The following is a 12,942-nucleotide window of genomic DNA, read 5'->3' as shown; positions in this document are numbered from 1 at the left end:
CGGTGGAGACGAACACGAACACGAACCGGGAGGAGCGGGCAAGCCGACGCGGAGACGACGGCCGCGGCCCGCGAATCCTCATCGAGAACAGCGAGTACTGGCTGCGCAACAACGGTGACCACGCGATGCTGCAGGTCACCATCGCCCGACTTCGCGCGCGATGGCCGCACGCGCAGATCGGGGTGCTCACAGACACCCCGTGGCTGCTGCGGGCCTATTTCCCGGATGCGATGGCGATCACCGTGAAGGGTGCCGATCCGTGGTCAGGCCCGGGTCCATTGGAGCGATATGCGGGTCGTCTCGGCCCGCATCGCGTCGGACCGGTCGCGCTTGGCTGGGTCCGGACGCGCCGTCGGGCGGCGCGGACCGTGCGGGCGGCCCTGGCCCGCGTGCGGCCCGGTGCACGGGCCGAGGGCGACGACCATGCCGTCGACGGTGACGTCGCCCCACCACCCGCGGCGGCCACCCGCGGCTCATTTGCCGCGGTCGACGCCGCATCGCTGCTGCTCGTGCTGGGTGGCGGATACCTCACCGACGCCGACGAAATACAGTCCCGCCGCGTCTTCGCACTGATGGAACGTGCGCAGGCCAACGGTGTTCCGGTCGCGCTGGTCGGTCAGGGCCTCGGGCCGTTGACGAGCGCCGATCTGCGCACCCGTGCTGAGCGGGTGCTGCCCAAGGCCGGGCTCATCGCCGTGCGGGAACGACGGCGGGGTCCCGATCTCCTCGCGGGGCTCGGGGTTCCGGGCGACCGCGTCATGGTCACCGGCGACGACGCCATCGAATTGGCCTACGGCCTGCGGCCCGATCACCTGGGTTCCGATCTCGGCCTCTGTCTGCGGGTGGCCGCATATTCGCCCGTGGGGGCCGAGGTGCAGCAGATCGTCGGCAAGGTGCTGCGCGCGACCGCTGACGCACACGACGCCACGCTGGCGCCGCTGATCATCTCCGAATTCGATTCGGAGGACCGACGATCCACCATGCCGCTGGTTCGCGGGTATGCGAACGTCAGCTCTCCGCCGGGCCGCTACGTGCAGCCCGAGGAGGTGGCGGCACGGGTCGCGCGATGTCGGGTGATGGTGACCGGCGCCTATCACCTGGCGGTCTTCGCACTGTCGCAGGGCATTCCGGTTGTCGCGCTGACGTCGACCGGCTACTACGACGACAAATTCGTGGGCCTCGCGGACATGTTCGGCGACGACGGCATGGCACTGGTCGACCTGCGGGCCGCAGGTCTCGAGGAGACGCTGTCGACAGCAATCGAATCGGCGTGGCAGCGTGCCGCCGACGTGCGCGAACCGCTGCGCGAACATGCACGAGCGCAGATCGCCACGAGCCGAGATGGTTTTGATCGGGCGTGCCGTCTGGTCGACCGGCACTCAGCCGAACGGTAAAGCCGACCTACCGCGGCCCGTCTTCGATTCGCGACAACCGCAACACCACCGTCGGTGTCTCGCCCGGACCGACCGGGCACACCGTGAGCATCTCGCGGCGCAGCGTGGCCAGTTCGTCGCCGTGCGCGGGCGACAGGCTCCGTGCCTCCTCGTCGTTCTGGGCGTAGAGGAAGCAGGGTGTCATCGGGTGCACTGCGAACCCGAGTCGCTCGGCGGCAAGCCACAGTCGCTGCATCACCAGGCCGGCGCGGAGGAACGAGGCAGTGTCGGTGCCGGTCTGGATCAGGGTGACCATCGCCGATGCAGACTCGACCCGGCCGGCCGCGTCGGCGCCGAGCGCGTTGCCGCCACCCCACTCGTCGAGCAACGCCATCACATCGGAACGGCGGAGTAAGCCCATCATCTCCATCATCGCGGGCGGAAAACCGAGGGAGTTGATCTGTATGCCGATCGGGTTGGCCGGATCGTCGGTCAGTTCCGCGAACATTTCCCGGTGCAGTTCGGGGGTGAGGAATCGAATTCGGTCGGAGGAGGCGAGAATCGCTGCGGACCGGCTGATATCCGTCCGATCAGTCAAAACATTCAGCCGGGTTTGTTCGGTTGTCGCGACGTCGACCAACTGGTTTACATCGCCAGGTGAAACGGGGGAGCGGTCGCCGAGTCCGCGTCGGGTCGACCGACTGCGCAGGGATTGCATATCGGTGTCGCGGTGGTCGGGGTCGGAAGACGCTCCAGCGGGCCCGAGGCTGATGCGTATGGCGATCTGATCGGGTTCGTCGATGAGCTTGGTCGCACCCAGAATCCCTCGGCTCGCCGCGGCGATCTGCGCGTTGGCTGCGGCGGCCCCGACCGCCACGGCCGAGGCGCGGTGCCCGAGGTCGAGTGTCGAGGTCCGATCGGGGTCGAGCGCGATCGTCACGCCGTCGGCATCGGCAGTGACGCGCCACGGTTGTTGATTTCCGGCCGACGGCGCACGGTTCGCGGCGTCCACGACCAGCGCCGAATCCGACAAGTCCTCGGGGCACGTCTCTTTTGTCAGATTCTGTTCAGGGAGAACCTTTTTCGTTTGCATGACTAATGGGTCGGCCAGAGGGTCGACGATGTCGCCGAGCCACGTGTCCCGGTCGAACCGGACCCGCCCCGACGGCAGCGGCCTGTCTTGCACCAGACGTCGGACCGCCGCCGCCACCGACGCTCCGCCCAGCAGAACGTCGCCACCGAGTTGAGGCCAGGCCGTCACCGTGTACCCGAGCTCCAGAGCGGATGCGGCCATCGCGGCGGTCACCTTGGCCGGCTCCAGCACCCGAACCGCAAGCGCGGTGACGGCGCCGCGGTCGAGGCCCACGAGATCGTCGGCGCGCAGGTCGCCGGCCAGGCCATGAAAGAGTGGTCGATCGCGGTCGAGGTCGAACCGTTCGACGTCGAGTGTCCCGCCGTCGCTGGTCTCCATGAGAACGGGGATGCCGAGTGTCCGGCTGCGCTCTCGGATCAATACTTTCGCGTCAAAGGAATCGCATTCTTCGACGACGATATCGAGACCATCCAGAAATGTATCGACATTCTCAGTGGTGATTCCTTCGTCGAATATCGTTGTTGAGATATAAGGGTCGATTTCCGATATTCTTCGAGACGCGACGACCGCTTTGTTGACCCCGATATCCATCAATGATGCAGGAATGCGATTCATATTTGTCAGCTCGAGTGAATCGAAATCCGCAAGGCGTAACTCGCCGGCGAGGCCCTCCAGGGCAAGGGTGAGCGCGATGGAGTGTCCGACGCTCAGGCCGACGATGCCGACCTTCAGTTGCCGGCCCCGCTCCTGGTCGGCGGTGGTGAGTTTGTGTCGGTTGCGGTCGAGACGTAGGCGCCGATACGAACGCGGACCAGGGATCTTGACCACTGTGCGGCGCCACGGGTAGTAGGCGAACCGGGCCTCCTCGGCCTCCGCTTCATCGGGCGGAAGGAGGCCTCGCAGGGCCTCTGCCGAATCGGCGGTGATGTCGAAGAAGAGGACGTCGGAACCCTCGGACAGTTCGGGCGGCAGGGAAGTCTCGGAATAGAGCGTTGGCGAGGCTTCGATGGGCGAGCGCATCAGCATATAGTCGCGCACTCGAAGAAGCCGCGCCACAGCGGTGGTGGGGTAGCTTATGAAGTAGCCAACCCACGAAGACGTGCACTATGGCAACATTGCGCATGAGGCCAGTGAACTTTTGTGTCATTGGCATGCTGTTGAAAGGCTGAATACCGCGATGATACGGACCCGAAGCGTGAATACCGTCGGCATTCTACGGGTCCCACGGCCCGATTGTGACCGAGGCTACACGGTGATCGCGGCCGATCCGCGTCAACAGGCCGGACTCTGGCATGAGTACCTGAACGGCGCGGATGCCGCCTACACCCGTCACGGATGTGCGGCGGCCCTCGATTTCGATTCCGTCGTCTCGGCCGAGGGGACGGCCTTCTTCTTCACCGTTCTCGACACTTCCGGCCAGGTGTGCGGTGGCCTGCGTGTACAGCCTCGGTTCGTTGCTGCGGCGCAGTCGCATGCGTTGGAGGAATGGGCAGGTCAGCCGGGCCAGGTGCAACTCGTGAACTCGATCGAGGAACGGCTCGCGGGCGGGGTCGTGGAGGTCAAGACGGCGTGGGTGGACGAGCGATCGCCGATCGCGGCGGATGTCGCGGGTCAGCTGTCGCGGCTCGGCCTGGTGATCATGGAGATGTCCGGAGTCCAGCACATGATGGCGACGGCTGCGGAACATGTGCTGAGACGCTGGGAATCGGGTGGCGGACGCGTCGACACGAGCGTTTCGCCGACGCCGTTCCCCGACGAGCGGTACAACACGCGCCTGATGTGGTGGGATCGTGCGGCCCTACCGGAGCTGACGTCGCCGAAGACCTGGCGTCGTATGCGCGACGAGGCCGATGCTCTTCAGACGCCGACCGACGCTCGCCTCGCGCTCGGCGCCTGACAGCGGTAGCACCGCATACCTCAGACCTCGACGTCGGCGGCCTCACGTGCTCGACGGGAGAAGAGCGTGAACAGGCTGTCGGTGGGTGGGGGTGTTCCGACATCGACCGCCACTGGACGAAGTGCCGGCTTGTGCCAGACAATCGGATCCATCGACTCGACCACCGAGACGTCGCGGCCCTGTTCCTTGGCGGCGTAGACACAATCGTCGGCCCGGCTGAGGAGCTCCGAGACCACGTCGTCCGTGGACGAAGCGGTCTTGCGGGTGGATGTTACGAGGGGCGCGCACACACCACCCACACTCAATGTCACGGGAGCCGCGTCGGACACCGCCGTACGAAACTGTTCCGCGGACGCGAGGAGTTCGGTCTCGTCGCGAGCGACGCAGAAGACCAGGAACTCTTCCCCGCCGAAGCGGCAGACGACCGACCCGGACGGTGCCACCTCTCGTATCGTGGCCGCCACCGACAGCAGGACGCCGTCGCCGGCGAGGTGGCCGTGTCGGTCGTTGACCTTCTTGAAGTGATCGATGTCCATGAGGAGGATGCCGATCCAGCCCTGCGACACCCGCGCCGCGGCGAGCAGTTGGGCGACCCGGGCCAGGAACCCGCGACGATTCAACAGTCCGGTCAGCGGATCGATCCCGCTCAGACGGGTCTGCCGATCCAGAGTTGCCTCCAGGGATCGGCGCAACGCGACGACCAGGAACACCGGCACCGTGATCGTGCCCATCATCGCGCCCATGCTGATCAGCAGCGACGCCGTCGACACGGTGGTGAACGTCAGCACCGTGGTCGAGCCGGCCACCGCCAAGGTGACCAGCGACAGCGTCAGCGGTATCGAGGGTGATATCGCGGCGATCGTTGGGATGACCGCCACCAGCGCGAGAACAGCCTCCGACGCCCTGGGGGCGGCCAGGATCGCCGACGTGCCGCAGATCCCGATGATCCCGAAGCCGCCGAGGACCGCGAATTGGACATCGGTGAGACGATGCTTGATCGCGGTGACTGTGAATGCCGCTGCAATGAACATCCAGATACCGAGCAGCGGTAGCAGGCCACCGGGCTGGAGGGCCTCCGGCGCCAGCACGGCGATCACGGGCAGGGGCAGCACACCGCCGGTGCTGATCAGCGTCGCCGCCGACCGGGCGTCATAGCGCCCGAGCACCGCCTTCATCACGGTCATGTATCGACCACTTTCCGTCGGTCATTCCCGACGTCCACCCCGAGCCGTTCCAATTGTTTAGTGCCAGAAACGAAATCTCGATCGCAACCGATCTATCAGTGCTGAGGAAATTCGCTATCCGGACAATAACACTAACGCAACATCCCGGCCACGGCGAGCGAATCGACCCTCAGTCGGAAACTCATCACTTATCGGTGTGTTCTGCTAATTTGTTGCAGGCAGTCCTGCCCCTCTGGTCGTGCGCACCCTGAATCCGAGAACGAGCTCCCCGATGGTCTCAACTCCAGTCAAACGAGGTGGTCGTCGCTGGGCCATTGCCCGCAACCGCACCGACCCCGTGCTGGTCGGTCTCGACGGCGTCCTGCTGATACTCATCGCCATCGTCGCCAACGGCGATGAGGGCACCCTCGGCAGGGTGGTCGGCGTTGTCGGGGTCGTGGTGACGCTCGTGGTATTGGATATGGCCGGCTTGTACCGGGCGCGGTTGACATTGTCGGCGCTCGACGACCTCCCGCGGCTCGCCGCGTGGTCGGTGATCACGTCGGCGGTGCTGTTCACGATCGCGCGCCCGGGGGTGACGATGATGCGCGCTGCGTACTACGCGGTCCTCGTCTTCGCGGCCCTATTCGTCGTCCGCGTCGTCTATTTCGCGGTTATGCGCGGTCGACGTCGGTCCTCTGCGAAGCAACGGATGCGCGCCGCGGTGATCGGCGGCGGCGTCGTCGCTGCCGAGTTGATCTCGAGCACCCGGTCCCATCCTGAACTAGGACTCGATGTGGTGCTCGCAGTGAGCGATGACCCGCTGCCAGAACTCGCGTCGGCCGGAGTGCCCATCGAGGGCGGCATCGTCGACATCCGCAGCAAGGTCAAAGCGCACGGCATCAACACACTGCTTGTGGCGTTCAGCTCGGCGCCGGACTCGCGGCTGGTCACCCCGCTACGCGAGTGCGACGAACTCGACTGCGAGATCTACATCGTCCCGCGGCTGTTCGAGTTCGTCTCTCTCAATCAGGATATGGACCGCATCCACACGATCCCGCTCGTGAGGATGCGCCGGGACGCGCTGCGCACCTGGTATTGGAAGCTCAAGCGCGTCTTCGACGTCAGCGTCGTCTGTGTTGCGCTCGTGCTATTGAGTCCGGTCATGGCTGCGGTCGCGCTCGCGGTGTATGCGTCAGATCCTTCGGCGCCGATCATCTTTCGGCAGCGAAGGATCGGACGGGGCGGCCGATTGTTCGATCTCCTGAAGTTCCGCTCCATGCGTCCGGTGCCCGAGTCGTCGTCGGACTCCGAATGGCAGCCCTCCGAGGAGGACCGGATCGGCAGGGTGGGGCGGTTCATCCGTAAGACATCGCTGGATGAGCTGCCACAGTTGTGGAACGTGCTGCGCGGCGACATGTCGATCGTCGGCCCCCGGCCGGAGAGGCCCCACTTCGTCGAGCAGTTCGAGACCTCGATACCCAGCTACCGGGATCGACATCGCGTCGAGGTCGGCTTGACCGGATGGGCCGCGATTCACGGGCTCCGTGGGGATACGAGCATCGCCGACCGGGCACTCTACGACAATTTCTACATCGAGAACTGGAGCGTGTGGCTCGACATCAAGATCATCGTGCGAACGCTCGGCACCGTCCTTCGCGGCACCGGAGGCTGACCAACAAACACGTTCGCCGGAAACGCGGCAATTGCGCCTACACTGTGTGGCAAGGACGCTGGCGTTTACTGGGGTCGTTAGAAAACGGGAACGGGGACGTCGGTGATGAATCGCGGACAAGCCGGAGAGACCGTGATCGCGGTCGCGGCAGACCCCTACCATCGGGCTGCGGTGGCCTATGGACGTGCAGAATCGGCGCTCATCGCTGATCGATTCGTCGAACAGGTGCTGCGCCCGTTGATTCCCGCCGCGTCGTTTCAGCGGCGCGCGGACCTCGAATGGCTGATCTGGTTGTCGACGGGCTACGACGGCCTCGACGGTCTCATCGAGGCGGTACGGGGCAAGCTCGGTGCCCAGCAGGTGCAGATCGACGGTGCCGCGTGCTTCCTCGACATATGCATGGGTGTGGCGGTGGGCGCCGACCTGCCGGAGGCGATCACTTCCGCCGACCTCATGCACTGCGCCGATGCCGCGTTGTCGACCGCGCTGACCAAACATCACAACGTGGTGTTCGCGGATCCGACCACACTTACGCTTGTCCGCGACGAGATCGAGGTCGCGCGGCGACTGACCCAATCGGTAGAGGACGATTTCGTACTCCACTACCAACCTATCGTCGAGCTGCCCAGTCGTCGGGTCGTCGGCTACGAGTCACTCCTCCGGTGGCACACCGAATCCGGACTGCTGACCCCGGACGTCTTTCTTGCCGTGGCGGAGGACACGTCGTTGATCGTGCCGATCGGACGTCATGCCATCGGTGACGCGATCCGCACCCTGTCCACTGACATCACCCCCGCATTGGGTGACGAGGCGTTTCTGACGATCAACCTGTCGTCCCAGCAATTATGGGACGGGCGAATCGCCGATCACGTCGACGGATTGATCAGGACGTACGCCGTTCGTCCGGACCGGGTCTGGATCGAGGTGCGAGAGAACGAGGCCGTCCGGCTCGGGACGTCGGCGGCCCTCGCCGTGCGGCAGCTGCACGAGATCGGTTGCACGATCTGTGTGGACGACCTCGGGTCCGGCTTCTCCGCCCTGCGCTACGTCCGGGATCTGCCGATCGACGTGCTCAAGGTCGACAAGACACTGATCGTCCACCTTCTGGAGGACCCATCCAATCGGGCTGTGGTGCGCGCGATCTGCGACATGGCGCGGGCGACTGGCATCACCATCGTCGCAGAGGGCGTCGAGGACGAGGAGTTGATCCCCGCGCTCGAGGAGCTCGGGTTCAACCTCGCGCAGGGGTACCTGTTCGGGCGGCCCGAAGCGCCCGCGCGTGCGTTCGCCCGGTAGATCAAGTCGTGTGCCTCGGTCTCTGAGGAGCGAGCGAAGCCCCACCCCGGTCCCTGAGGAGCGAGGCGCCAGCCCCACCCCGGTCCCTGAGGAGCGAGGCGCCAGCCGAGCGTCACGAAGGGCGGGCCCTTCGTGACGCATCCTCGCAAGCTCGGAGGCTCCTCAGGGAGCGTGTGGTGACGCATCCTCGCAAGCTCGGAGGCTCCTCAGGGTGCGGGTGGTGACGCACCTCGCAGGTTCGGAGGCTCCTCAGGGTGCGGGTGGTGACGCATCCTCAGGCCGGGGTGGTGACGTGCGCCCGCCGGCTCAGTAGTAGTACGGGAATGACTCCCAATCCGGGGACCGCTTCTCCAGGAAGGCATCCCGGCCTTCGACGGCTTCGTCGGTCATGTAGGCCAGGCGTGTGGCCTCGCCGGCGAAAACCTGCTGGCCCATCAGACCGTCGTCGGTGAGGTTGAACGCGAACTTCAGCATGCGTTGCGCGGTCGGCGACTTCCCGTTGATCTTGCGGCCCCACTCGATGGCGGTGTTCTCCAGATCCGCATGTGCGACAACTCGATTGACCGCCCCCATCTGATGCATGGTGTCGGCGTCATAGGCTTCGCCGAGGAAGAAGATCTCGCGGGCGAACTTCTGGCCGACCTGCTTGGCCAAATAAGCGCTGCCGTAGCCGGCATCGAACGACCCCACGTCGGCGTCGGTCTGCTTGAACCTGGCATGTTCGCGCGAGGCCAGTGTGAGGTCGCAGACCGAGTGAAGCGAGTGTCCGCCCCCGGCCGCCCAACCGTTGACCACCGCGATGACGACCTTGGGCATGGTCCGGATGAGTCGCTGCACCTCCAAGATGTGGAGTCGTCCGCCCTCGGCCTTGACCCGGGCTTCGTCCACCGTCTCCACACCCGCCGCAGCGACATCGGAATCATGGCTGGTCGCGTACTGGTAGCCCGACCGTCCGCGGATGCGCTGATCGCCACCGCTGCAGAACGCCCATCCACCGTCCTTGGGGCTCGGACCGTTGCCGGTGAGCAAGACGGTGCCGATGTCGGGGGAGCGTCGTGCGTGGTCGAGTGCGCGGTAGAGCTCGTCCACGCTGTGGGGCCGGAACGCATTGCGCACCTCCGGGCGGTCGAAGGCGATCCGGACGATCCCATTGGCCCGGCCTTCGCCGACATGACGGTGATAGGTGATGTCGGTGAGGTCGTCGAATGCAGGGACCGCCGCCCACTGGGACGCGTCGAACGGATTGTCGGTGCCATGAGCCGCGGAGTCGCCGGATGCAGTCATGGAAATGAGCCTAGTGCGCAGCTGAGCGCACCCGATTCGCGGCCATCGGCGGCGGCAGTTCGAAAACTCGGCGTTACCTTTGACCTCGACCTTTGACCGAAACCCCGTAGATGGTGGCATGCTTGAGCCGTGGGCTGGATCATCGCCGCGATCATCCTCACCGTGTGGGTCACGGTGGCGGTGGTGCTCGCCTTGGTGATCGCTCGCACAGTGCGTCTGCGTGACCAGCGCGAGCAGCCACGTCCCCTGCAGGACAACATCCCCGGTGATCCGCCCGGGCCGGGCCGCGAGGGCTGATCGTCTGTTCTATACGGTTGACGCATGAGTGATGGCGTCAGTCCGGATACAACCACCGAGGTCGAAGATCCCCATGAGGGTGGTTTCCGCGCACACACGGCCATCACGACCGAGCGCGGCGGCCCCCGATACGGCGAGTTCAGCGAACAGGTCCGCACCCTCATGGACCGCGCCCGCTACGCGTGCCCGACCCCCGAGCTGACCGACGAACTGATCGGTGACCTCGAGCGGATCAACGAGAAGCTCGCCGCCGTCCGGATCGACGAATGGCATTCGCCGGCGGGCACCCGCATCGACCTGCCCGCTCGCGGCAACATCACCCTGCCGCCCTATGAGGTCACCCAGGTCAACGACGACGGGGTGTTCGCGACCGTCACGTTCCGCGACTTCCACCTGGGCGGCAACAACGCTGCCCACGGTGGTCAGATCGCCGTGGCCTTCGACGATCTGGGTGGTTTCGCGTCGGCGGTGGCGATCCAGGGTGTCAGCCGCACCGCCTATCTCACGGTGCAATACCGATCCATCACGCCCTTGAACAAGGGGTTGCAGTGCCGTACCTGGGCCGAGAAGGTCGACGGGCGCAAGGTGTCCATCAAGGGCACGCTGCACGACGGTGACCGACTGTGTGCCGAAATGGATGCGCTGTTCATCAAGCTGAATCCCGGCCAGCCGTAGCCGTTTTCGTAACGTTTCGGCGGCCCGCCCCGATCGTGAAGTATGTCCGTGAAGAGGTTGGGTGTGACGCGACGGATTGTCGCGTCGTCCGGGATCGCCGCCGCGCTGATGATCGTGTCGCCCGCTGCCATCGCAGCGGCGGATGACGCCATCGGCTCTGGTGCAGGCAAGACGATCCCCACCGACCCGACGGCGGGCGAGGTGAACACCGGCTCGGCGCAGGGCGATTCGTCGGATTCAGAGCCCACGACGCCACCTGCCGACGACGCGACCGAAAATACCGAGCTACCTGCCGAAACGCCTGGTACGGGCGAACCAGAGTCGGATGGTACGGGCGTACCGCCAGCGGGCGGGTCGTCGGCGGATGATGAGGGGACCGCCGGGGCCGGATCGTCGGACGCCACGCCCGAGGAATCGACACGGGCTCCGGGTGGGTCGGAAGGCGCGCCCACTGTTGAGGAAGCCGCGCCCACCTCCAGCGCCACACCCCGCTTCGGAAATCTTCCGCCGCCCGGCCGACACCGCGCCGATGAGACACCGACCGGCCGGCACCGAGCCGCTGACTCCTCCGGCCGGCATTCAGCGGATTCGCCGGACGGTGTCAGCAGGACGGCAACGTCGGGTGGGGCATCGCCGACGGCGTCCTCGGAAGTCATCGACGAGGCGCCGACGGTCGACGAGTTCGTCGGCGAACCGGGCACCCGTGGTGTGGCGGCGCCCGCGACCGCGGACGACGAGGTCGATCGCGACAGCGTGTTCTACCGCCTGACCCACAACTCCGGTGGCGCCGGATTGGTCTTCCTGAATCAGAGCGCGGTGGTGGCCGGGGTGCTCAACCGCCGCAGCCGCGACGACGGGACCGACTACTTCGGTCTGCTGAGCCCCGGCGAGCGACTGTCGATGCCGGCGCAGGCAGTCGCCGCGTTGTCGTTGGGTGATCAGCCCGCCGTCGACGACAGTGACCAGTCGCTGATCACACAGGCGGTCAAGGTGCTCACCGCCCGACTCGTGTGGTGGACCATCGACCCCGACAACCGCTACTACGATCCTTCCGACTTCCAGGTCCTGATCGGCGACAACTACCGCATCATGGACGCCGACGGCATCACCTACACCTACGACAAGGATGCCGACACCATCACGTTCACCAACACCACCGACCACGATGTGGCGGTCATCGCGGTGGATCAGTACAACGTGCCCCACGGTGACGGCATCTATGTGGTGCCGGCGGGCGAGTCGACCACACTCGACACCAGTGGCGACATCTCCGGGTATGTCGTTCAGGGCGAACGGGATTCGGCCGGGCGTGCGATCATCTACGGAATGGTTGTGGTCCAAGACGATTCGACCCTGAGCTACAACTTCAACCCGACCGGCGGGCCGATCCGCAACGCCGACGTCCCGATCGTGGACCCCGACAACAAGTTCTGGGACCCCGCGGAAGGGCTTGCCACCGGCATCCTGTGGCCGATCGGCGCAGTGGGCGCGAGCAGCGCCGACGATGGTGTCTACTATTCGACCGACGCCGACGGCGTGACGATCCACAACGACAGCGACGCCGACATCGCGATCATCGTCTTCAGCGGCACCGCCGATCGGAACCTGATCCCGCAGACCGACTTCTACGTCGTCAAGGCCGGTGAGGCGCACACCATCGAGCTCACCGAGGGATCGTATGCGCTGACATCTGTGCAGGGGGAGAGGGTCGTCGACGGCCCGAACGCCGGGAAGCCGCGGCTGTACGGTTCGTTCGTGGCGCAGGGCGGTCCCGACGGGACGTCGGTGACCCCGATCGACAACATTCCCCAGGACGGGATTCCGCCGATCGGCGCGGCGAGTGCGATTGTGGTGTGAGGTGGGGGCGCCCCTTCGTGACAGCCCTTCGCTAGCGCTCCGGGCTTCCTCAGGGATCGGGTTGTCAGCCCTTCGCAGCGCTTCGGGCTTCCTCAGGGATCGGGTTGACAGCCCTTCGCTAGCGCTTCGGGCTTCCTCAGGGAGCCACCACACCGGTCCCTGAGGAGCCTCCGAGCTTGCGAGGATGCGTCACGAAGGGCCCTTCGTGACGCTCGCAAGCTCGCTCCTCAGGGGGCGGTGGTGACGCTGGCAAGTTCGCTCGCTTCGTGACTGGCAAGCTCGCTCCCTTCGTGACGCTCGCAAGCTCGCTCCTCAGGGGGCGGTGGTGATGC

At 65.7% G+C, this 12,942-nt stretch carries 10 protein-coding genes; 7 read left to right on the top strand and 3 right to left on the bottom strand.

Annotated elements, in window-relative coordinates:
- The first annotated feature begins 2 nt into the window (after positions 1-2).
- On the top strand, positions 3-1,394 hold the full coding sequence (locus tag ACVT6V_RS26630) for a polysaccharide pyruvyl transferase family protein (RefSeq protein WP_489897064.1): 1,392 nt from the start codon (positions 3-5) through the stop codon (positions 1,392-1,394).
- A gap of 7 nt (positions 1,395-1,401) precedes the next feature.
- Here ACVT6V_RS26630 and ACVT6V_RS26625 read toward each other — a convergent pair whose 3' ends face one another.
- Positions 1,402-3,486 carry an Rv1355c family protein gene (locus ACVT6V_RS26625; protein ID WP_489897063.1) on the bottom strand — a complete coding sequence of 695 codons (2,085 nt, stop codon included), beginning with the start codon at positions 3,484-3,486 and terminating at the stop codon, positions 1,402-1,404.
- Between the two features lie 157 nt (positions 3,487-3,643).
- Between ACVT6V_RS26625 and ACVT6V_RS26620 the strand changes: the two genes are divergently transcribed.
- Positions 3,644-4,363, top strand: coding sequence for a hypothetical protein (locus ACVT6V_RS26620; RefSeq protein WP_489897062.1), 720 nt, complete (start codon positions 3,644-3,646; stop codon positions 4,361-4,363).
- Positions 4,364-4,383: 20 nt separating this feature from the next.
- Here ACVT6V_RS26620 and ACVT6V_RS26615 read toward each other — a convergent pair whose 3' ends face one another.
- A complete protein-coding gene (locus tag ACVT6V_RS26615) occupies positions 4,384-5,547 on the bottom strand; it encodes a GGDEF domain-containing protein (RefSeq protein WP_489897061.1) in 1,164 nt (387 codons plus the stop codon).
- A 271-nt stretch (positions 5,548-5,818) separates the two neighbouring features.
- On the opposite strand from ACVT6V_RS26615, the gene ACVT6V_RS26610 reads away from it, so the two are divergent.
- The gene (locus tag ACVT6V_RS26610) at positions 5,819-7,201 is read left to right on the top strand and encodes an exopolysaccharide biosynthesis polyprenyl glycosylphosphotransferase (RefSeq protein WP_489897060.1); all 1,383 of its coding nucleotides are present in this window, start codon (positions 5,819-5,821) and stop codon (positions 7,199-7,201) included.
- A 105-nt stretch (positions 7,202-7,306) separates the two neighbouring features.
- Complete coding sequence (locus ACVT6V_RS26605; RefSeq protein WP_489897059.1) at positions 7,307-8,497, top strand: EAL domain-containing protein; 1,191 nt, start codon at positions 7,307-7,309, stop codon at positions 8,495-8,497.
- Between the two features lie 306 nt (positions 8,498-8,803).
- Here ACVT6V_RS26605 and ACVT6V_RS26600 read toward each other — a convergent pair whose 3' ends face one another.
- Positions 8,804-9,781 carry a 1,4-dihydroxy-2-naphthoyl-CoA synthase gene (locus ACVT6V_RS26600; protein ID WP_489897058.1) on the bottom strand — a complete coding sequence of 326 codons (978 nt, stop codon included), beginning with the start codon at positions 9,779-9,781 and terminating at the stop codon, positions 8,804-8,806.
- Between the two features lie 129 nt (positions 9,782-9,910).
- On the opposite strand from ACVT6V_RS26600, the gene ACVT6V_RS26595 reads away from it, so the two are divergent.
- From ACVT6V_RS26595 to ACVT6V_RS26585, 3 genes are all read left to right on the top strand, one after another.
- The gene (locus ACVT6V_RS26595; protein ID WP_489897057.1) at positions 9,911-10,078 is read left to right on the top strand and encodes a hypothetical protein; all 168 of its coding nucleotides are present in this window, start codon (positions 9,911-9,913) and stop codon (positions 10,076-10,078) included.
- Positions 10,079-10,102: 24 nt separating this feature from the next.
- Entirely contained in the window at positions 10,103-10,753 is a 651-nt protein-coding gene (locus tag ACVT6V_RS26590; protein ID WP_489897056.1) for a PaaI family thioesterase, read from the top strand.
- Between the two features lie 63 nt (positions 10,754-10,816).
- Positions 10,817-12,610, top strand: coding sequence for a hypothetical protein (locus ACVT6V_RS26585; protein WP_489897055.1), 1,794 nt, complete (start codon positions 10,817-10,819; stop codon positions 12,608-12,610).
- The last annotated feature ends 332 nt before the right edge of the window (positions 12,611-12,942 follow it).

The organism is Gordonia sp. LMA167 (genome assembly GCF_058130025.1).
This window is presented reverse-complemented; position numbering and strand designations above follow the sequence as displayed.

Bases quoted from the DNA above. Each gene is read 5' to 3' on its own strand.
- ACVT6V_RS26600 (WP_489897058.1), bottom strand. From the start codon at position 9,781: ATGACTGCATCCGGCGACTCCGCGGCTCATGGCACCGACAATCCGTTC.
- ACVT6V_RS26625 (WP_489897063.1), bottom strand. From the start codon at position 3,486: ATGCGCTCGCCCATCGAAGCCTCGCCAACGCTCTATTCCGAGACTTCC.
- ACVT6V_RS26610 (WP_489897060.1), top strand. From the start codon at position 5,819: ATGGTCTCAACTCCAGTCAAACGAGGTGGTCGTCGCTGGGCCATTGCC.
- ACVT6V_RS26605 (WP_489897059.1), top strand. From the start codon at position 7,307: ATGAATCGCGGACAAGCCGGAGAGACCGTGATCGCGGTCGCGGCAGAC.
- ACVT6V_RS26590 (WP_489897056.1), top strand. From the start codon at position 10,103: ATGAGTGATGGCGTCAGTCCGGATACAACCACCGAGGTCGAAGATCCC.
- ACVT6V_RS26615 (WP_489897061.1), bottom strand. From the start codon at position 5,547: ATGACCGTGATGAAGGCGGTGCTCGGGCGCTATGACGCCCGGTCGGCG.
- ACVT6V_RS26620 (WP_489897062.1), top strand. From the start codon at position 3,644: ATGATACGGACCCGAAGCGTGAATACCGTCGGCATTCTACGGGTCCCA.